This window comes from Novosphingobium sp. fls2-241-R2A-195 (assembly GCF_030209485.1).
Classification (GTDB): domain Bacteria; phylum Pseudomonadota; class Alphaproteobacteria; order Sphingomonadales; family Sphingomonadaceae; genus Novosphingobium; species Novosphingobium resinovorum.
In genome coordinates, this window is record NZ_JARVRY010000016.1 from 62775 (window position 1) to 82235 (window position 19461).

The 19461-nt window shown below is 64.5% G+C and carries 15 protein-coding genes and 1 pseudogene; 4 read left to right on the forward strand and 12 right to left on the reverse strand.

The window, feature by feature from the left end:
* Nucleotides 1-271: 271 nt before the first annotated feature.
* Both QRN25_RS13115 and gltX read right to left on the reverse strand, forming a co-directional pair.
* Nucleotides 272-1555 (reverse strand): citrate synthase, encoded by a 1284-nt coding sequence (locus tag QRN25_RS13115; protein WP_008833037.1) that lies wholly within the window; start codon nucleotides 1553-1555, stop codon nucleotides 272-274.
* A gap of 11 nt (nucleotides 1556-1566) precedes the next feature.
* Nucleotides 1567-3018 carry a glutamate--tRNA ligase gene (gene gltX, locus QRN25_RS13120; RefSeq protein WP_271183229.1) on the reverse strand — a complete coding sequence of 484 codons (1452 nt, stop codon included), beginning with the start codon at nucleotides 3016-3018 and terminating at the stop codon, nucleotides 1567-1569.
* 240 nt (nucleotides 3019-3258) lie between these two features.
* Between gltX and QRN25_RS13125 the strand changes: the two are divergent.
* A pseudogene (locus tag QRN25_RS13125) lies at nucleotides 3259-5268 on the forward strand (ComEC/Rec2 family competence protein).
* A gap of 194 nt (nucleotides 5269-5462) precedes the next feature.
* Here QRN25_RS13125 and lexA read toward each other — a convergent pair.
* From lexA to QRN25_RS13170, 9 genes are all read right to left on the reverse strand, one after another.
* Nucleotides 5463-6155 carry a transcriptional repressor LexA gene (lexA, locus tag QRN25_RS13130; RefSeq protein WP_285019816.1) on the reverse strand — a complete coding sequence of 231 codons (693 nt, stop codon included), beginning with the start codon at nucleotides 6153-6155 and terminating at the stop codon, nucleotides 5463-5465.
* A gap of 101 nt (nucleotides 6156-6256) precedes the next feature.
* Entirely contained in the window at nucleotides 6257-7477 is a 1221-nt protein-coding gene (locus QRN25_RS13135) for a molybdopterin molybdotransferase MoeA (protein ID WP_285019817.1), read from the reverse strand.
* Nucleotides 7474-7959, reverse strand: coding sequence for a cyclic pyranopterin monophosphate synthase MoaC (gene moaC / locus QRN25_RS13140; protein ID WP_285019818.1), 486 nt, complete (start codon nucleotides 7957-7959; stop codon nucleotides 7474-7476). Before moaC ends, QRN25_RS13135 begins: the two co-directional genes overlap by 4 nt.
* Before the next feature lie 16 nt (nucleotides 7960-7975).
* Nucleotides 7976-8767, reverse strand: a complete 792-nt coding sequence (gene trpC / locus QRN25_RS13145; protein WP_285019819.1) for an indole-3-glycerol phosphate synthase TrpC — start codon at nucleotides 8765-8767, stop codon at nucleotides 7976-7978.
* 10 nt (nucleotides 8768-8777) lie between these two features.
* Nucleotides 8778-9770 carry an anthranilate phosphoribosyltransferase gene (gene trpD / locus QRN25_RS13150; RefSeq protein WP_285019820.1) on the reverse strand — a complete coding sequence of 331 codons (993 nt, stop codon included), beginning with the start codon at nucleotides 9768-9770 and terminating at the stop codon, nucleotides 8778-8780.
* The gene (locus QRN25_RS13155) at nucleotides 9767-10363 is read right to left on the reverse strand and encodes an anthranilate synthase component II (protein ID WP_285019821.1); all 597 of its coding nucleotides are present in this window, start codon (nucleotides 10361-10363) and stop codon (nucleotides 9767-9769) included. Before QRN25_RS13155 ends, trpD begins: the two co-directional genes overlap by 4 nt.
* A complete protein-coding gene (locus tag QRN25_RS13160; RefSeq protein WP_285019822.1) occupies nucleotides 10360-11133 on the reverse strand; it encodes a phosphodiester glycosidase family protein in 774 nt (257 codons plus the stop codon). Before QRN25_RS13160 ends, QRN25_RS13155 begins: the two co-directional genes overlap by 4 nt.
* 170 nt (nucleotides 11134-11303) lie before the next feature.
* Complete coding sequence (locus tag QRN25_RS13165; RefSeq protein ID WP_285019823.1) at nucleotides 11304-12815, reverse strand: anthranilate synthase component I family protein; 1512 nt, start codon at nucleotides 12813-12815, stop codon at nucleotides 11304-11306.
* A 22-nt stretch (nucleotides 12816-12837) separates the two neighbouring features.
* Nucleotides 12838-14787: a peptidylprolyl isomerase gene (locus QRN25_RS13170; protein ID WP_285019824.1), complete on the reverse strand. Its 1950-nt coding sequence runs from the start codon at nucleotides 14785-14787 to the stop codon at nucleotides 12838-12840.
* A gap of 328 nt (nucleotides 14788-15115) precedes the next feature.
* Between QRN25_RS13170 and tpiA the strand changes: the two genes are divergently transcribed.
* The 3 genes from tpiA (at nucleotide 15116) to pyrG (ending at nucleotide 18184) form a co-directional block, all read left to right on the forward strand.
* Nucleotides 15116-15871, forward strand: a complete 756-nt coding sequence (gene tpiA, locus QRN25_RS13175; protein ID WP_285019825.1) for a triose-phosphate isomerase — start codon at nucleotides 15116-15118, stop codon at nucleotides 15869-15871.
* Between the two features lie 128 nt (nucleotides 15872-15999).
* Nucleotides 16000-16407 (forward strand): preprotein translocase subunit SecG, encoded by a 408-nt coding sequence (secG, locus tag QRN25_RS13180; RefSeq protein ID WP_271183241.1) that lies wholly within the window; start codon nucleotides 16000-16002, stop codon nucleotides 16405-16407.
* 142 nt (nucleotides 16408-16549) lie between these two features.
* Nucleotides 16550-18184: a CTP synthase gene (pyrG, locus tag QRN25_RS13185; protein WP_271183242.1), complete on the forward strand. Its 1635-nt coding sequence runs from the start codon at nucleotides 16550-16552 to the stop codon at nucleotides 18182-18184.
* A gap of 193 nt (nucleotides 18185-18377) precedes the next feature.
* On the opposite strand, the gene QRN25_RS13190 is transcribed toward pyrG, so the two are convergent.
* Nucleotides 18378-19313: an AEC family transporter gene (locus QRN25_RS13190; RefSeq protein ID WP_285019826.1), complete on the reverse strand. Its 936-nt coding sequence runs from the start codon at nucleotides 19311-19313 to the stop codon at nucleotides 18378-18380.
* Between the last annotated feature and the right edge of the window lie 148 nt (nucleotides 19314-19461).

Here is a 19461-nt window from a genome sequence, read left to right on the forward strand (position 1 = left end):
GCTGTCGGCCGGCCACTTCAGTACGCCGGTTCCTTGCAGGACAACGAAAACCCCTGCTGCCATTGCCAGGAGGCCAAGGATAGTAGCCAGGATTCTCACAATTGGCATTAACGTGCGCCCCCATTTGAACATGCAGGTTGCGCTTCGGATGCGGCGGGATTGTGGCGGGCAGGCTCAAATGGGGCAAACTTCAGGTTCGGCGCAACGAAAAAGGCCCCCGCATTCGCGAGGGCCTTCGTTCGGGTAACCCGCGACTGCGCGCGGATGAACCTCAGCGCTTGTCGAGCGGCACGTAGTCGCGCTGCGTCGGGCCGGTGTAGAGCTGGCGCGGGCGACCGATCTTCTGGCCGGGATCGGAGATCATTTCGTTCCACTGCGCGACCCAGCCCACGGTACGGGCGAGGGCGAAGAGCACGGTGAACATGGTGGTCGGGAAGCCGATCGCCGAAAGGATGATGCCCGAGTAGAAGTCCACGTTCGGGAACAGCTTCTTCTCCGCGAAGTAGGGATCGCTGAGCGCGATCTCTTCGAGGCGCAGCGCGGTCTCGAACAGCGGGTCGGTGACGTTGAGGGCTTCGAACACTTCGCGCAGGGTCGACTGCATGACCGTCGCGCGCGGGTCGTAGTTCTTGTAGACGCGGTGACCGAAGCCCATCAGGCGGAACGGATCGCTCTTGTCCTTGGCGCGGTCGATGTAGTGCTGGATGCGATCGGGGGTGCCGATCTCCTTGAGCATGTTGAGCGCGGCTTCGTTCGCGCCGCCATGCGCAGGGCCCCACAGGCAGGCGATGCCCGCTGCGATGCACGCGAAGGGGTTCGCGCCCGACGAACCGGCAAGACGCACGGTCGAGGTCGAGGCGTTCTGCTCGTGATCGGCGTGGAGGATGAAGATGCGGTCCATCGCCTTTTCGACCGCCGGAACCACCTCGTACTCTTCCGCGGGCACGCCGAAGGTCATGCGCAGGAAGTTGCCGGTGTAGCTCAGCTTGTTGTCCGGATAGAGGAACGGCTGGCCGACCGAGTACTTGTAGGCCATCGCCGCGATCGTCGGCATCTTGGCGATCAGGCGGTGCGAGCTGATCTTGCGATGCTCGGGGTCGGCGATGTCGGTCGAATCGTGGTAAAACGCGGAAAGCGCGCCGACCACGCCGCACATGATCGCCATCGGGTGCGCGTCGCGGCGGAAACCGCGATAGAACGTCGCCAGCTGCTCGTGCAGCATGGTGTGGCGCGTGATGGTGTTCTCGAACGTGGCAAGCTCGTCCTTGCTGGGCAGTTCACCATTCAGCAGCAGGTAGCTCGTTTCCATGAACGAGGAGTTCTCTGCCAGCTGGCCGATCGGATAGCCGCGGTGCAGCAGAACGCCTTCGTCGCCGTCGATGTAGGTCAGCGCCGACTCGCAGCTCGCGGTCGAGGTAAAGCCCGGATCGAACGTGAATGCGCCCGTCTGGCCGTAGAGCTTGCGGATGTCGATGACGTCCGGACCCACGCTTCCCTTGAGAACGGGATAGTCGTGTTCCGCGCCGCCGACGCTCAGTTTAGCCTGATCACCCACCAATTATCTCCTTATGACTGCGACCCGGCGGGAACCTGAGCCTGTTCGCCGATGCGCGCGAGGCTCTCTTCCCGTCCGAGCAATACCAGTACGTCGAATATCCCCGGCGAGGTCGTCTGACCCGTCAGGGCTGCCCGCAAGGGTTGCGCGAGCTTGCCGAGACCCAGTCCCAGGTCTTCGGCCATTGCCTTCAGGTTGGCTTCCAATGCCTCGAGAGTCCAGTCGGCCTGGCCGGACAGGCGCTCATGGATCGCGGCGAGGCGCTCGCGCCCCTCGTCGGTCAGGAGCGCCAGCGCCTTCTCGCTCATGGCGAGCGGACGCTGGGCGAAGAGGAAGGCAGAGCCTTCTGCAAGTTCGTTGAGGTCCTTGGCACGGACCTTGAGCACGGGCATCGCGCGGACCAGCAGGTCGGCAGGGCCATCGCCATCGACGCCTTCAAGGCGCGCTTCGACGAGGCCCGCAAGCCGCACATCGTCGGCCTCGCGCAGATAATGCCCGTTGAGATTCTGGAGCTTGGCAAGGTCGAAGCGCGAGGGGCTCTTGCCCACATCGACCATGTCGAACCATTCGATCGCCTGCTCGCGGCTGATGATCTCCTCATCGCCGTGGCCCCAGCCGAGGCGCAGCAGGTAGTTGAACACGGCCTCGGGCAGCAGGCCCATCTCGTCGCGATAGGCATCGACGCCCAGCGCGCCGTGGCGCTTGGACAGCTTGGCGCCGTCCGAGCCGTGGATCAGCGGCACGTGGCCGTAGACCGGCACGTCCCAGCCCATGCCGTTGATGACGACGAGCTGGCGGAAGGCGTTGTTCAGGTGATCGTCGCCGCGCAGGACGTGGGTGACGCCCATGTCGTTGTCGTCCACCACCACGGCCAGCATGTAAGTCGGGGTGCCGTCGCCGCGCAGGATGACGAAGTCGTCGATTTCCTCGTTCTGCACGGTGACCGTGCCCTGCACGAGATCCTCGATCGTCGTCGAACCCTCACGCGGGGCCTTGACGCGCACCACCCAGGAACGGTCGGCCGGCCAGGTCGCGGGATCGGCATCGCGCCATTCGCTGTCGATGCGGAACGGGCGGCGTTCTTCCTGCGCCTTCTGGCGGCGCTCGGCGAGTTCTTCCTGTGTCAGGTAGCAGCGATAGGCGTGGCCGTTTTCCATCAGCTGCGCGGCGACTTCGGCATGACGGTCCGAGCGGGCGAACTGGAACACCGGCGCCTCGTCACCGTCGAGGCCCAGCCAGGACAAGCCGTCGAAGATCGCGTCGATCGCGGGTTCGGTCGAACGGGCGCGATCGGTGTCCTCGATACGCAGCAGATACTTGCCGCCATGACGGCGCGCGAACAGCCAGTTGAACAGTGCCGTACGAGCGCCACCGATATGAAGGTAACCGGTCGGCGAAGGAGCAAAGCGCGTTACGACGGCCTTTTTGCCAGTCGCTTCGCCCGATGCACTGCCGCTTGCCATCTACCCGACCTTCCTGTCCTATTGGCGACCATGGGAACCCCTGTCGCAATCTGTGAAATTCCGTCTCCGGGAGGCCCCGGGACCGCTGCATTGCAGCATGGGCCATGGACCGCCGAGGGCCTCTTGTCGAGGGTTTTGGCAGTCGTCGAGCGATTTCTTTCCAATGCCGGATTCGAACGGACTCCATGGCTCACCGTAGCCTTTGCAAGCGGCATAATTGCGTGGTTTTGGCTATCTTCCGTGCTGTCGTGGATCGGCTTCTGCTGCGGCTTGATTGCAGTTTCTGCAACTTGTTATGCGTCCTTTCCTTTGCGGAGTAGTTATCCGCATTTCAGCCGGGCAATCATGGTATTGCCCTTGCTGGCGGTCGCGGGCTGCCTTGCGGTTTGGGTGCGGTCGGAAATCGTCGGCCAGCCGGCAATCGAAAGGCCTGTAGCGGGCAGTTTCATCGCGCGGGTCCTTGCTATCGAATCGCAGCCTGCGCTTGATCGCGATCGCCTGCTGCTGGCCATGCGCGATCCGATAAGAGGTGTGCCCATTAAGGTCAGGCTCAACGTTCCCGGCAAGCGTTCCGCGGCGGGGATCGGTAGGGGGGATCTCGTAGCATTCAGGGCGCGGCTGATGCCGCCGGCGCCGCCCATGCTTCCGGGCGCATACAACTTTGCGCGAACAGCCTGGTTTGCCAGCATTGCCGCTACCGGATCGGTCGTGGGAGACGTGAAGGTCGTCCGGGAATTCAGCGCAGGCGCATGGGCACTATCGGATATACGTCAGACGCTAACGGATCATATTCGCGTTCGCATCGGGGAAGAGCGCGCAGGTATTGCCGCGGCATTCGTCACCGGTGATCGCGGAAATATTTCGGAGGCCGATGATCAGGCCATGCGCGATTCGGGGCTGGCACATCTGTTGTCGATAAGTGGGCTTCATGTCAGCGCGATGGTGGGGGCAGTGTACCTCGTGGCCATCCGATTACTGGCGCTTTCCTCATGGATGGCGCTTCGGGTGAGGTTGCCGGTAATCGCGGCCGGCGCAGGAGCCCTCGCCGGTGTAGCTTACACCCTTTTGTCCGGTTCTGAAGTCCCTACAGTCAGATCATGCATCGGGGCATTGCTGGTGCTGTTCGCGCTCGCCCTTGGGCGTGAGCCCTTGTCCTTGCGCATGCTGGCGGTTGCAGCGTTCTGCGTTCTTCTGCTGTAGCCCGAGGCAGTAATGGGGCCCAGTTTTCAGTTGAGCTTCGGAGCGGTTCTGGCGCTTATCGCAGTCAGCACATCGGAACCGGTGCGCCATTTCCTTGGGCCGCGTGACGAAGGGATGATCGCAAGAGCAATGCGCCATATCGCTCTATTGCTTTTGACCGGCGCGGTAATCGATCTGGCACTCATGCCTATCGGCCTGTACCATTTCCACCGCGCTGGCGTATATGGAGCGCTGGCCAATGTGCTCGCGATCCCGTGGTCGACTTTCATCGTCATGCCGTTGCTGGCTAGTGCATTGATCCTCGACATCGCCGGGCTGGGAGGGCCTTTCTGGTGGCTGGCGGGCGTTTCGGTGGATGTGCTTGTCGGACTGGCACATTGGTTCGCTTCAAGACCGGGGGCGGTCAACCTGCTTCCGGGTACCGACGCCTGGGCATTCATGCTTTTTGTGTCGGGCGGGCTTTGGCTCGGTCTATGGACCGGCCGCATCCGCTGGGCGGGATTTCCCATTGCCGCGATCGGTGTGCTTTTGCTCGCGATGGCCCCGCCTGCAGATATATTGGTATCGGGCGACGGTCGCCATGTCGGCCTTGTCGAAAACGGCGGAAATCAGTTGTTCTTACTCAGGGACAGCAAAGGAGGCTATGCCCGGGACAATCTGATGGAGTTCGCGGGGATAGAAGCGGAACCCGCCACGCTTGATAAGTGGCCAGGCGCAAGGTGCAACCCGGACTTCTGTAAGGTGCCGATTGAGCGATCGGGGAAAGTCTGGCACCTGCTGATGTCGCGTGGACGCGATTCCGTCGCGGAACGTTCGCTTGTTGCAGCATGTGAGCACAGCGACATCGTCATATCAGATCGCTGGTTACCACGTAGCTGCCGCCCGCGCTGGTACAAGGCCGATCGTGGATCTTTGGCTCATACGGGAGGATTGGCCGTTTATCTGGGCAAGGGGCGCATCGATACTGTGGCTCAGACGCAGGGCTCACACGGCTGGTGGCATTCCTCACCATTTCATGTCCGTGAGAATGGACCTTCAACCACCAACTAGCGAACTAAGCGTGGTTCTTCCGGCGCGTGAGGACTTTCATAGTCCAATCCGAAGCCGGATTTTGCCTAATATACCGGATTTGACCTAATATGATTGCCGCAATGCGTATCGCAAGAAACTCCGGCACGGATCAAAACCGTCCGGAGTAAGTCGCGCTACTTGCCACAACGATGGTGCATCGGACTGGAAAAGTTTTAATTATACCGACGAAGCAGGCCAGCGAGCTTGCCCTGGACTTCCACTTCATCCGGGCCATATATCTGCGGTTCGTAAGCGGCGTTTGCAGGATCCAGGCGAACCATTCCAGCTTCACGTCGCAGGTATTTCAACGTGGCTTCTTCGCCACGGATGAGAGCCACCACGATCTCGCCATCCCGGGCAGCATTCGTGCGCTTAACGAGCGCGAAATCGCCATCCAGAATGCCCGCTTCGATCATGGAATCACCGGAGACCTCCAGCGCATAGTGTTCGCCCGAACCGAGCAGTGCAGCCGGGACAGGCAGGGTCGATTGGCCTTCCAGTGCCTCGATCGGAACGCCTGCCGCGATGCGGCCGTGCAGTGGAATCTCGATCACGTCATTCGCCGCTTCTACGGCGCGACGAGGTGCCTGAAGAGGGGGCACCCCATGGTTGCTATTGGCAGCGGATGGACGTGGCGCCTTGCTGCCCGTATCGTCCGGTTGACGCAAGACTTCCAAAGCGCGCGCCCGGTTGGGAAGGCGGCGAATGAAGCCTCGCTCCTCCAGCGCCGAAATCAGTCGGTGAACACCGGACTTCGACTTGAGATCAAGGGCTTCCTTCATCTCCTCAAAGCTAGGAGAGATGCCGCTTTCTTCAAGCCGTGCCTGGATGAACCGGAGCAATTCGTGCTGCTTGCGAGTCAACATGGTCGCTGCCTTTTCGTGACCTTCGAACCAGGCAAGTCCTGATCCCGCTTGTTCTCGTAGTGAACAATGGGGGAACAATCAAGCAACCAATTGAACTCAATTCAAGCAATGCCGTCATTCTGGAGCAGGAAAATCCGAACTTCGTCTCCTGCAGCCGCCGGCGCGGCCATTGCCGCGCGATCTACCAGCACATTGCTTGCGGCCAGAGAGGACAGGGCGCCGCTGTCCTGCAATGCATTGACGGTCACGCTTTCGCCATCCCACCAACCGCGAAGAAACTCACGGCGGCGACCGTTGGCGCGCAGCGGCATACTTAGTCTGGCGGCCAGGCGCATCGGCAATGGCCTCGCGGCACCCTGCATCGCTCGCAGGAGAGGAAGCAGAAAATGGTAGGCCGTAACGTAGCTGGAGACCGGATTTCCGGGTAGTCCCAGTATGATCTGTCGCCGTCCCGTCAGTTCGCGCGTGGCGACGAGGATGGGTTTGCCGGGCTTGATCGCCACGCGCCAGAAATCGATGCTCGCGCCCCAGCGTTCGAGGGCCGGGCGGATGAGGTCGTGATCGCCGACAGAAGCGCCGCCGCTGGTCACGATGAGATCGACATCGTCGGATGCCTCGAAAGCGCGCGTGATCGTGTCGATATCATCACGTACAGGCCCGATCCGCCTCGCATGGACATCCATCGCTGAAGCCATAGCCGCCAGCATGACGCCGTTGCTTGCGGGAATCTGATGGGGGGCGCAGCATTCCGGGTTTTCAGCGAGTTCATCGCCGCTGTCGATCACGGCCAGCCGCGGTGTGCGATGGACAGGCAGGTGCGTATGGCCCGAAGCGATTGCCAACGCCATTTGCGCCGGAGTGATGCGCGCGCCCGGCAGCATGATTTCCGTCCCCGTGACGAAATCCATTCCGCGATGTCTGATATGCTTGTGCGCGGGATCGGGTGCTTCACCCGACAACGTCAGGATTTCGGCATCTCTAGCAAGGTCTTCCTGGAGAATGACTGCCGCCGCATCGACCGGCAATATTGCTCCCGTTGAAATGCGTACGGCTTCGCCCGTGGAGAGGGGGCCGACGTGGGGATGCCCGGCGGCGCTTTCTCCGATCACTCGCCAGGGGCCCTGCAAGTCCCCGGCCGTCACTGCATAGCCATCCATCGCAGATAGGTTGGCCGGTGGCTGCGTGCGTCGGGCATATAGCGGTTCTGCGAGATACCGGTTGTATGCGCCTTCGATATCGACTCGCTCTATCGGAAGGGGTGTGGCCAACGCCAGCAATCGAGCCTGTGCCTCCTCGAGCGAGAGCGGCGCCGATTTGTTCATTCGGCCCACCCATCCAGTTTCCAGTGGCCCGACTTGCCGCCGATCTTTTCTACAAGGCGAATGTCACTGATGACCATGCTCTTGTCGAGCGCCTTGGCCATGTCGTAGATTGTCACAAGTGCGATGGAAGTCGCTGTTATTGCTTCGATTTCAACGCCGGTTTTTCCCGTCAAGGATGCTCGGGCAATTACCTTTATCGCGTTGTCTTCGAACGAGAACTCCAGATTTACGGCATCCAGCGCGAGAGGATGACACATCGGAATGAGTTCTGCCGTGCGCTTCGCCGCCATTATGCCAGCGATCCGCGCAGTACCTAGAACGTCACCCTTGGGCGCATTTCCAGCGCGAACGGCGGCGAGGGCGTCATCGCTCATCGAAATCCGACCGGAAGCTATGGCAGTGCGCTGTGTCTCGGCCTTGGCGCCAACGTCGACCATGCGGGCGTTGCCGTTGGCATCGATATGCGTGAGGGACTTGTTCATCGCAACCCCATGGGCATTACGTTCCGGTGAGAAGGGCGCGCGTCGCCGCTTCTATATCATTTTTGCGCATCAGGCTTTCGCCCACCAGGAAGGTGCGGGCACCGCAAGATGACAGGCGCTCCAGGTCGGCGTGGACGTTTATCCCGCTTTCGCTGACCAGCAAGGTGCCTTCGGGCGCCTGCGGGGCCAGTCGCTCGGTGGTCGCGATGTCGGTAGCGAAGCGTCGCAGATCACGATTGTTCACACCGATAAGACGTGATTTCAAAAGGCTTGCGCGTTCCATCTCATGTTCGTTGTGAACTTCGATCAGGCAGTCGAGACCGCGCTCGATAGCCGCGGATTCGATTTCCGCCATCAACACGTCGTCCAGCGCAGCGACGATGATGAGGATGGCATCCGCACCGATCGCGCGCGCTTCCGCAACCTGCCATGGATCGACCATGAAGTCCTTGCGGATGATCGGAAGGTTACAAGCGGCACGGGCCTCGACGAGGAAATCCTCATGTCCCTGAAAATAGGGCGCGTCGGTCAGCACGGACAAGCATGCGGCACCGCCTCTCTCGTAGGCCGCCGCATGTTCTGCGGGGCGAAAATCGCTTCTGATCAGTCCCTTGGAGGGTGAAGCTTTTTTGATTTCCGCGATGAGCGCATAGCCCGTTTCCGCCTTGGCGCGTAACGCGGCTTCAAAACCGCGAGGATGCGTCTGCGCGGCGGCGCGCGCATCGAGGTCCGCTATGGTAGCGAGAGCCTTGCGGGCGGCGACTTCCTTGCGCTTGGTGTCGCAGATTTCAATGAGCTTGTCGGACATCAGTTCCTCGTCACGCGCGGGTTGCCGCGATCCAGCAGTCGAGCAGAGCCTTGGCCAAGCCCTTGTCGATCGTTTCTGCCGCTTCTTCGACGCCCTCGGCCCAGCTATCGACTTCGCCTGCCACGAGAAGGGCACCTGCGGCGTTGAGTAGAACAGCGTCGCGGTAGGCGCCGGGCGCGCCCATCAGCAGATCGTTGAGCGCGCGGGCATTGTAGGCTGGGTCACCGCCGCGAATGGCGTCGACCGAAGCCAGCGGGAGGCCGGCATCCTGGGGGGCGACGCGCCGCATGGACAGTTCATGGCCGCGAATCTCGGCGACTTCGTTGCCGCCTGCGAGGCTCAGTTCATCGAGGCCCTCGTCGCCGGAAATGACCATCGAGTGCTCGGTTCCGAGGCGCAGCAGGGCGTCGGCGTAGATCGGCACGTAGGCCGGGCGTGCGATGCCGACGAGCTGGCGCGAGACTTGCGCCGGGTTTGCCAGCGGCCCCATCAGGTTGAAGATCGTGCGGCGGCCTAGCGACTTGCGCAGCGGCATCAGCCGACCCATCGTCGGGTGGTGGCGCGCGGCGAACAGGAAGCCGATGCCGATTTCGGCGAGCGTGGATTCTGCAGTCTCGACGGCGCGGTCGAGGTTCAACCCCATCGCTTCGAGGGTATCGGCGGCGCCCGCTTTGGAACTGGCAGCGCGGTTACCATGCTTGGCGACGGGGACGCCCGCAGCCGCGACCACCAGAGAAACGGCGGTCGAGACGTTGAGGGTGTGGAAGCCGTCGCCGCCGGTGCCGCAGACGTCGATGGCGCCTGCGGGCGCCTTCACCGGGATCATCCGCTCACGCATGGCGCGGGCCGCGCCCGCGATTTCGCTGGCGGTCTCGCCGCGATCCGACAAGGCGACGAGGAACTCGGCGATTTCGGATTCGGGCATTTCGCCGTCGAGGATTGCGGCGAAGGCTGCTTGGGCCTCGTCCTCGGCGATCGGGTGGAGAGGGTCGGGAAGGGTCATGCGCTCAGCCGTTCCGGCAGTTTGGCCTCGATACCGCAAGTGCGCAGGAAGTTCGCGAGCATGGCATGGCCGTGCTGGGTGGCGATGCTTTCCGGATGGAACTGGACGCCGTGGATCGGCAGGCTCGCATGGCGGAAGCCCATGACATGGCCGTCGTCCGAGCGGGCGTTCACCACCAGCGTCTCGGGAATGTCCTCGACGATCAGCGAGTGATAGCGCGTCGCAGTGAAGGGCGAGGGCAGCCCGGCGAAGACTCCGGTGCCGTCATGCGTGACCGGCGAGGTCTTGCCGTGCATCAGGCCACCGCGCACGACCTTGCCGCCGAAATACTGGCCGATCGACTGATGGCCGAGGCACACGCCGAGGAGCGGCATCTCCGCATCCGCCGCCGCGCCGACGAGGTCGAGGCTGATGCCAGCCTCGTTGGGGGTGCAGGGGCCGGGCGATATCAGGAAGCCCTTCGCGCCGCTCGAAATGGCCTGGCCTGCGCTGAGCGCGTCGTTGCGCACGACCTCCACTTCGGCGCCCAGTTCCATCACGTAATGGACCAGGTTCCAGGTGAAGCTGTCGTAATTGTCGATGACGAGGATCATGACTTCGCCTTTGCGCTTTTCTCGACGACGATCAAGGGGCCGAGCGGAGGGCCGCCGTCGACGCGGCCATGTTCGGGGTCCCATAGCGAGGATACGCTGCCGTCGAGGAACAGCGCATTGTCGCATTTCAGGGCGTCGCGGAAAAAGCGCGCGAGCTTGCCGAAGGATACCGGCTCGTCGGAAATGACGAAATGGGCGCGGCCCTTGTCATCGATGCCGACGCCGTTGCGCAGCTTCAGCGACTTGCCGTCATCGTCGATCTTCGGGTGCAGCTTGCCGGAGATGACCAGCATCGGGCCGGACTGGGTGCCGAAATCGGGACGGTCGGTGACGGACTTTGCGAAGTCGTCGTTGGCGCGGACATGCCAGTTGCCTGCCGCGTCGCCGTAGAAGACGCCGTTGGGGCTGAGGTGAAAGTTGCCCCAGCCTTCGTTGGTATTGAGGGCATGCTGCTTCTCGCCGTTCTCGACGTAGTAGCCGATCGGCTTGCCATCGGCGTCGAACATGCCGCCGTTCATCGCGAATGCAACTTCGTGGCTGCGCGCCGGGCGGTCCACCGCGAGTTGCGAGAGGCTGCGATACGGCGCGCCGCCCTTGGGGCCGAGGACGGTGTGAATGGTGTGACGACCCGGCACGGCGGTACAGTGCGTGAAGCTGGCGCCCTCGAAGCTCGCGCCCTGGCATGGCGGAGGAGGCGGGGCCGATGGCTTGGCTGCGGGTTCGTCGGCGGAGCAGGCGGCGAGGATCGCCAGCGGCAAAACTGCGGCCATCCTCCAGCTTTTTGACCCGTCATTCCCGCGAAGGCGGGAACCCATCTGATGGTCGTGCGGTACGATGGTACAGGAGTTGGGTCCCCGCCTTCGCGGAGATGACCAGGTCTTGTATAACTCGAAAAGGGCGCGATCAGGCGGGAGATGTCCGATCGGCGCCTTCCCGGATGTCACTGCCCGAACCCAGGTTCCCCGGCGACGCGGATCGCTTCGCGCGCGGCGGCGAAGAGGGCGCCGCTCTTGGCTTCGCATTCGCGCTGTTCGTAGGCCGGGTCGCTGTCCGCCACGATGCCCGCGCCCGCCTGCACGTGCAGGACGCCGTCTTTGAGCAACCCGGTGCGCAGGACGATGCAGCTGTCCACCGAGCCGTCCGGCGCGAAGTAGCCGACGCCGCCCGCGTAAGGGCCGCGCGTCTCGGGCTCCAGTTCGGCGATGACCTCGCAGGCACGGACCTTGGGCGCGCCCGAGACGGTGCCTGCTGGGAACCCCGCGAAGACCGCGTCGATGGCATCGTGCTTCGCGGTGTCGAGCTGGCCGACCACGTTCGAGACGATGTGCATGACGTGGCTGTAGCGCTCGATGGTGTAGCTGTCGGTGACCTCGACGGTGCCTGCAGCGGCGACGCGGCCGACGTCGTTGCGGCCGAGGTCGAGCAGCATCAGGTGCTCGGCGCGTTCCTTGGGGTCGGCGAGGAGGCTGGCTTCGTTGGCCTTGTCCTCGGCAGGCGTGGTTCCGCGCGGACGGGTGCCCGCGATCGGGCGGATGGTGACTTCGCCGTCACGCACGCGCACCAGGATTTCCGGGCTGGAGCCGACCAGCGCGAAGCCGGGCAGGTCGAGGAAATAGAGGAACGGCGAGGGGTTCACGCGCCGCAGGCTGCGGTAGAGCGCCAGCGGCGGGAGCGGGAACTCGCAAGTGAAGCGCTGGGCCAGCACGACCTGGAAGATGTCGCCCGCTTCGATGTAGTCCTTCGCGCGCAGGGCCATCGCCTTGTAGTCCTCCGGCGCGACGACGGGCGTGCGTACCGGCTCGGCGAGATCGGTGGCGACAGGCACGACGGGTGCAGGGGCGGCGAGGCGGCGCAGGGCTTCGTCGATGCGCTCGGCGGCGCGGTCGACGGCCAGAGCGGCGTCACCCGTTTCCGGCCACACCGGCGCAACGCAGAACAGTTCGTCCGAAAGCCGGTCGAAGATCAGGATCAGCGACGGGCGCACGAACAGCATGTCGGGCACTTCGAGGGGGCTTTGCGGCGCGCGCGGCAGCTTCTCGACAAGGCCGATCGTCTCGTAGCCGAAGTAGCCGACGAGGCAGGCGAGAGCCTTGGGCAGCGCGACCGGAACCTCGCAGCGGCAGGTCTCGACCAGCGCGCGCAGTTCGGCGAGGGTGCCGCCGCCGAGCGGTGCGAACGCCTTGCGGTCGGCCTGCCATGCGCGGTTGATCTCGCAGGCCTCGCCGCTCGCGCGGAACACGAGGTCCGGGTCGAGGCCGAGCAGGCTGTAGCGCCCGCGCGTCTCGCCGCCTTCGACCGATTCGAGCAGGAAGTCGCCGCGCCCGTCCTCGATCAGCTTGAGGGCGGCGCCAACCGGCGTCTCTGTGTCGGCGACGAGCTTGCGCCAGACCAGCGCGGGTTTGCCCTGCGCCAGTTGCTCAAGCGTCGCCTTGCGGTCGAATTCGCGCTCCATTGCTGCCACCCCTCGCTTCGGCTCAGTTGGCGGCGGCGGTGCCGGCGAGCTGGTCGCGCACGGCGGTGATGGCATCGTCGTGACGCTTCACGCCGACGTCCTTGCGCATCGCGGCACCGAGCGCGGAGGCGTAGCCCTGGCCGAGCTGCTGGCCGAGTTCGGTCTGGGCACGGCGGATCATGTCGGGCGAATCGATCGTGGCGGGCACGATGTCCTTGAGCTGGACGACGAACCAGCCACGCTCACCCTCGGCCGACTGCACCTTCACGGTGTTCTTGGCCATGTGGAACATCAGCGAGACCGGCGGCGGCACCTGACGGCCCGACTGCAGCGCGGCGGCCAGGGTCGGGCGCGACATCGAGACCTGCTGCGGCGCGGGCAGCTTTTTGCCCGAGGCAGCCATGACCTGCTCGATCGACTGGCCCTTGCGGATCGCGGCCTGCATCTTGAGCGCGGCGGCCTTGGCGGCCTTCGAACCGGCGTCGATGGCCCAGGCGAGCTTCACGTCGTTCTGGATCTGCGCCAGCGGAGCCGGGGCGGACGCCTGGATGTCGGTGACGTCGTAGATCGCGAAGGACTTGCCCTTCTCGATCTCGGCGACCTGCGGCTGTTCCTGGCCCATTTCGAACGCGGTCTTGAGGAGCGGCTGCAATTCGGCGGGCATCGTTTCGCCGGGCTTCATGTAGACTTGCCCATCAGCGGTCAGTGACGGGGTCTGCTTGACCTCGGCGCCGAGCGACTTGGCGACTTCGGCGAGGTTGGAGCCGCCCGAAAGCTGCGCGTCGATCTTCGAGAAGGCGTCGCTGTAGGACTTGCGGGTCTTTTCCTCGGCGATCTGCTTGGTGAGGTCACCCTTCACTTCGGCAAGGGTCTTGGCCGGGGTCTTGATCTCCTCGTCGACGCGGATGACGTGCCAGCCGAGCACGCTCTTCTGCGGTGCGGCCAGCTTGCCGACCGGCGCGGCGAAGACGGCCTGCGCGACGGCGGCCGAGAACTGGCGCGAGAGATCCTCGCGGCTGAACGATTCGAGCTTCGCGGCGGACAGGCCCTTTTCCGAAGCGGCGGCTTCGAGCGACTTGCCCTTCTCGACTTCGGCGACGATGGCCTTGGCGGCCGGTTCGGTCGGCACGACCAGCTGCGTGATGCGGCGATCGTCCTTGGCGGCGTAGGCGGCCTTGTTCGCCTCGAAGCGTGCGGCGATCTCGGCGTCGGTCGGTGCGGCCGGGGCCGGGATCTTGTCGGCGCTGACGAGCGCATAGCGGATCGTGCGACGCTCGGGGCGGACGAACTGGCCGGTGTGCGCCTTGTAGAAGGTGGCGAGTTCGGCCTGGGTCGGCTGCTTGTCGGGCGCGAAGAGCAGCGAGGGCAGGGCGACCACGGTGCCGCTGCGGGTCTCGCTGAGCAGCGAGGCGTAACGCTTCGCGGCATATTCGGACATGACCGAGCCGATCTGCGCGGGCACGACCAGTTCCTGCGCGATCATGTTCTTGCGAATGTCCTCGCGCAGGGCCTGTTCGGAGAGGCCCTGCTGGGCGAGGGCTTGGCGGAACACGTTCTGGTCGAACTTGCCGTCGACGCCCTGGAACGCGGGGATCTGCGTCAGTTCGCTGTCGACGAGGCGGTCGCTGAGGACAACGCCGTGCTTCTCGCCGTAGACGGCGAAAGCGACGCCGTCGATCAGGCTGTCCAGCACCTGCTGGAGGCCGCCCTCGGCGATCAGCTGTTTCATCGTCGCGGTCGGGCTCTGCTGCTTGACCCGCTCGAGGCCGCGCTTGGCGCCGAGGCTGAGTTCGTCGGTGGTCACCTTTTCGCCGCCGACAGTGGCGACGGCAACTCCGGGAGCCGCGCTGCCGGACCCGCCGAGGCCCGCGATATCGCCACTGGCGAACGCGAGGGCGATGAGGCCGAGAACGACGAGGCCGACGATCGCGCCGACCTTGGACTTCAGAAACGAGCGGAAGAAATGGAGCATGAACCGTGCCGATCAGCAGAATATTGGCGCGAAACCGTGAGGCTTCGCATGTAAACGGCGCAGGCTTTAGGGGGCCTTCGCGCATCCTGCAATGCCGCTTGCACAAGCCTTGGGCAAAAGCCGCGAGGTGGCATTACTACGACACCGGTGGAGAATCCCGGCGCTTAACCATCCATGAATTTTGACAAGCGATGCTCTGGTGCCCTAGCTGCCCGGCGACAGCGACGACCTGATTCCCGGTTCCGCGGCAACGGCATTACCGGAAATCTGCGAGGGGGACCCGCGGGGGAGTTCCCGAAGGTTCGCCGAGATCGATCAAAGGATTGAAATGGCTGGATTGCCTTACATCGTCGGAAATTGGAAAATGAACGGCACGCGCGCCATGCTGAACGAGGCGCGCGCAATCGATCGTTCCGCCCAGCGTTTCCCCAAGGTGCAGGTCGGACTGGCGCCGCCCTCGACCCTGATCTTCCGCATGCGGGACGCGGTCGAGCTGATCGGCGTCGGCGGGCAAGACTGCCATGCGAAGGAAAACGGCGCTTACACGGGTGACGTTTCCGCACCGATGCTCAAGGATGCAGGCGCCGATTTCACGATCGTCGGCCATTCGGAGCGCCGTGAATACCACGGCGACAGCGATGCCGACGTCAACGCCAAGGCGCAGGCCGCGCTTTCGGCCGGTCTGGCGGTGATCCTGTGCGTCGGCGAAACCGAGGCCCAGCGCGATGCGGGCGATGCCGAGGGCGTGGTCACCGCGCAGCTCGAAGGTTCGTGCCCCATCGCAGACGGCGCGCCGGAAAAGCTCTCGGTCGCCTATGAGCCGGTATGGGCGATCGGCACCGGCCGGGTGCCTTCGGTCGCGGACGTGGCAGCCATGCACAAGGCGATTCGCGCCAAGCTCGTCGCCATCTACGGCGATGCTGGCGCCGAAGTACGCATCCTCTACGGCGGTTCGGTGAAGGCCGACAACGCGGCCGAACTCCTTGCGGTGCCGGATGTCGGCGGCGCTCTGGTCGGCGGTGCGAGCCTGACGGCCGAGAGCTTCCTGGCGATCGTCGGCGCGGCGGCTTCGCTCGCGGAGTAAGTCCGATCCATGTGCCGTCCTGCGGGGCGGCGCAGCAATAAAGTTGCCGGGTTGCGCGCTCGCCCGCGAGCGCCTATCTGCCCGGTCAAGAAAGCGGGGTATGTCCCCGCAATAAGGCTGAGACGAAGATGTTCCTTTTCCTGACCGTGGTGCAGGCTCTGGTTGCCGCCATGCTGGTGGGCGTGATCCTGGTGCAGAAGTCCGAAGGCGGCGGCCTTGGCGTCGGCGGCAGTCCCTCGGGCCTGATGTCGGCACGCGGCGCGGCCAACTTCCTGACCCGCGCGACCGGCGTTCTAGCGACTGTCTTCGTGGTGCTGAGCATCGGTCTTGCCGCTCTCGCCGTCAACGAGACGAGCGGTCGCGACATCGACACCTCGCTCCAGCGCAACACCGCTCCTGCGCAGACCGCTCCGGTCCAGCCTGCCGATCCGCTCGGCGGCGCGGCCAACCCGGCAGCTCCGGCTGCCCCCCAGCAGGGTGCGCCCGCCGGCGACTCGGTTCCGACCGATCCGCTCGGTGGTGCTGCCAAGCAGTAATCCCTGCAGGCGCTTTCGAGCGCCTCACCGTAATCGGAATGCCGTCTGGCGCAGTCAGACGGCATTTCCATGTGTTTGATCTGTGGAATGAGGCTCCGGGCGCTTGCCTGAGGGCCCCCATGCAATTTAAGGCCCGATTCCCATGGCGCGGCATATTTTCATCACCGGCGGCGTGGTCTCCTCGCTGGGCAAGGGTCTCATGGCGGCGAGCCTCGCGGCTCTGCTTCAGGCGCGTGGCTACAAGGTCCGCATTCGCAAGTTCGACCCCTACCTGAACGTCGATCCGGGCACGATGAGCCCGTACCAGCACGGCGAGGTCTTCGTGACCGACGACGGCGCCGAGACGGACCTCGACCTCGGCCACTACGAGCGCTTCACCGGCGTCTCGGGCCGCAAGGCCGACAACATCACCTCGGGTCGCATCTACCAGGACATCATCGCCAAGGAGCGCCGCGGCGACTACCTCGGCGCGACCGTGCAGGTGATCCCGCACGTCACCGACGCGATCAAGGACTTCGCCCTGACGGAGACCGAGGATCTCGACTTCGTGCTGTGCGAGATCGGCGGCACCGTCGGCGACATCGAGGGCCTGCCCTTCGTCGAGGCGATGCGCCAGCTGCGCAACGAACTCGGCCGCGAGGGCACCTGCTTCGTCCACGTCACGCTGGTCCCCTACATCGCCGCTGCGGGCGAGCTGAAGACCAAGCCGACGCAGCACTCGGTGCGCGAACTGACCGGCCTCGGCATCCAGCCCGACATCCTGCTGTGCCGCTGCGACCGCGAGCTGCCCGAGAGCGAGCGCCGCAAGATCGCGCTGTTCTGCAACGTGCGCCCGCAGGCGGTTATCCAGGCGCTCGACGCGCCCAACATCTACGCCGTGCCGCTGCAGTACCACCGCGAGGGCCTCGACGCCGAAGTCCTGCACCACTTCGGCATGCTGGAATCGGCCAAGGCGCCGGTGCTTGAGCGCTGGGACGACATCACCGACCGCTACCAGAACCCCGAGGGCGAAGTGACCATCGGCGTCGTCGGCAAGTACATCGGCCTGCAGGACGCCTACAAGTCGCTGAACGAAGCGCTCGTCCACGGCGGCATGGCCAACCGCGTGAAAGTCAACGTGCGCTGGATCGATGCGGAAATCTTCGAGAAGGAAGATTCCGAGATCGCCGCCGCGCTCGAACCGATGCACGGCATCCTCGTCCCGGGCGGCTTCGGCGAGCGCGGCACCGAGGGTAAGATCGCGTCGGTCCGCTTCGCGCGTGAACGGCAGGTGCCGTTCTTCGGCATCTGCCTCGGCATGCAGATGGCCTGCATCGAAGGCGCGCGCTCGGCGGGCATCGCCAAGGCCAGCTCCACCGAATTCGGCCCGACCGAGGAACCCGTCGTCGGCATCATCACCGAGTGGATGACCGAGGACGGCCTGCAGACCCGCGCCGAGGGCGGCGACCTTGGCGGCACCATGCGCCTTGGCGCCTACACCGCCGCGCTCTCGCCCAACAGCCACGTCGCGGCGATCTACGGTTCGACCGAGATCAGCGAACGGCACCGCCACCGCTACGAGGTCAACGGCTCGTACCGCGAGGCGCTGGAAGGCAATGGCCTGATCTTCTCCGGTATGTCGCCCGATGGCCTGCTGCCCGAGATCGTCGAGCGGCCGGACCACCCGTTCTTCGTCGGCGTGCAGTTCCACCCGGAACTCAAGTCGCGTCCGTTCGAGCCGCACCCGCTGTTTGCCGGGTTCATTGCCGCAGCGCTGCGTCAGGCCCGTCTGGTCTGAGCTGCTGGGACTGAGCGGTTCGCAGTTCCGGATTGATTTCGGAACCGCCGCTCGTTCGCGGCAGATGCATGCGGCGCAGAACGCCTGAAGGCTCCAGTCGTCATTGCGAGCACAGCGAAGCAGTCCAGGACGCACCAAGCCGCCCTGGATTGCTTCGCTGTGCTCGCAATGACGAAGGATGGGCCGCCTGAAGTCAGCCGATCGTCGTCAGGTAAGCCGACACCGTCATGATCGACAGCACGGTGGAGATCAGGATCACCCGCGCAGTGACGCTCGCTTCACGGCCGTAGAATTCGGCGAGCATGAAAGGCCCGGTCCCGGTCGGCAGCATCGCCAGCAGTACGGCTGCATGAAGCGCGGGGGTGTCGAGCGGAAACAGGGTCACGGCCAGCACCCAGGCCAGCAGCGGATGCACCGCCAGCTTCAGGGCGACGAGGATTGCCGTGAGCAGACCGGCGCCCGCAGCCGCCTCGCGCTTCTCGCCAAGGAACAGGCCGAGGCCGACCAATGCCGCCGGGGATGCAGCGCCGCCCAGCAATTTCAGGAAGACTTCGACGGGTCCAGGCACGGCTATCCCGCTCGTCGGGAAGAAGCATGCGACAACGGGGGCGACGATGAGCGGGTTGGTCGCCAGCGACTTGCCGACTTTGGCGGCGACCCGCAACGGATGGCTGCCGACGTGGAGGCGGATCTCGATCAGCACGATCGCGCCTGCGAAGAGCACGCAGGCGACGACGATCGTGGAGATCAGCGTCAGCGTGTTGCTCCATGGCCCGAGCGCGGCGAGCAGCAGCGGGAAGCCGAGGAAGCCGGTGTTGGGATAGCTCGCGGCGAGCCCCAGCACCGGGCCATCGGCCTCGAAGCCCGAATGCCGGGCATGGGCGGCGACCGTCAGTGCGAAGATCGCCATCGTGCTCAGGGTGAACACTGCGACGAAGTGGGGTTGCCACAATTCGTGCCAGCTGGATCTGGCGACGATGTCGAACAGCAGCGCGGGCAGGGCAAGGTAGACGACGAAGCGGTTGAGTTCGCTGGTTGCCTGCGGCCCCATCACGCCGATGCGCCGAACCAGCCAGCCTGCGAAGATCAGCGAGAAGACGGGCAGGACGATCCCGAGGATCGCGGTCATGAGCAATGGTTCCGCAACATGGTCGCCGGGCTAACGACCCGCACGACGCGGCGCGAGGATTAATCGGACGGCTGCCGTGCTTTCTCTGCAATCGCGCATGCAAAAGGGTCGGCCCGGATAAACGGGCCGACCCCAAATGCCGTATCCG

Bases quoted from the DNA above. Each gene is read 5' to 3' on its own strand.
- QRN25_RS13135 (WP_285019817.1), bottom strand. From the start codon at position 7,477: ATGAACAAATCGGCGCCGCTCTCGCTCGAGGAGGCACAGGCTCGATTG.
- lexA (WP_285019816.1), bottom strand. From the start codon at position 6,155: ATGTTGACTCGCAAGCAGCACGAATTGCTCCGGTTCATCCAGGCACGG.
- secG (WP_271183241.1), top strand. From the start codon at position 16,000: ATGTTCCTTTTCCTGACCGTGGTGCAGGCTCTGGTTGCCGCCATGCTG.
- QRN25_RS13160 (WP_285019822.1), bottom strand. From the start codon at position 11,133: ATGGCCGCAGTTTTGCCGCTGGCGATCCTCGCCGCCTGCTCCGCCGAC.
- QRN25_RS13165 (WP_285019823.1), bottom strand. From the start codon at position 12,815: ATGGAGCGCGAATTCGACCGCAAGGCGACGCTTGAGCAACTGGCGCAG.
- QRN25_RS13155 (WP_285019821.1), bottom strand. From the start codon at position 10,363: ATGATCCTCGTCATCGACAATTACGACAGCTTCACCTGGAACCTGGTC.
- pyrG (WP_271183242.1), top strand. From the start codon at position 16,550: ATGGCGCGGCATATTTTCATCACCGGCGGCGTGGTCTCCTCGCTGGGC.
- QRN25_RS13190 (WP_285019826.1), bottom strand. From the start codon at position 19,313: ATGACCGCGATCCTCGGGATCGTCCTGCCCGTCTTCTCGCTGATCTTC.
- QRN25_RS13170 (WP_285019824.1), bottom strand. From the start codon at position 14,787: ATGCTCCATTTCTTCCGCTCGTTTCTGAAGTCCAAGGTCGGCGCGATC.
- moaC (WP_285019818.1), bottom strand. From the start codon at position 7,959: ATGAACAAGTCCCTCACGCATATCGATGCCAACGGCAACGCCCGCATG.
- trpC (WP_285019819.1), bottom strand. From the start codon at position 8,767: ATGTCCGACAAGCTCATTGAAATCTGCGACACCAAGCGCAAGGAAGTC.
- tpiA (WP_285019825.1), top strand. From the start codon at position 15,116: ATGGCTGGATTGCCTTACATCGTCGGAAATTGGAAAATGAACGGCACG.
- trpD (WP_285019820.1), bottom strand. From the start codon at position 9,770: ATGACCCTTCCCGACCCTCTCCACCCGATCGCCGAGGACGAGGCCCAA.
- gltX (WP_271183229.1), bottom strand. From the start codon at position 3,018: ATGGCAAGCGGCAGTGCATCGGGCGAAGCGACTGGCAAAAAGGCCGTC.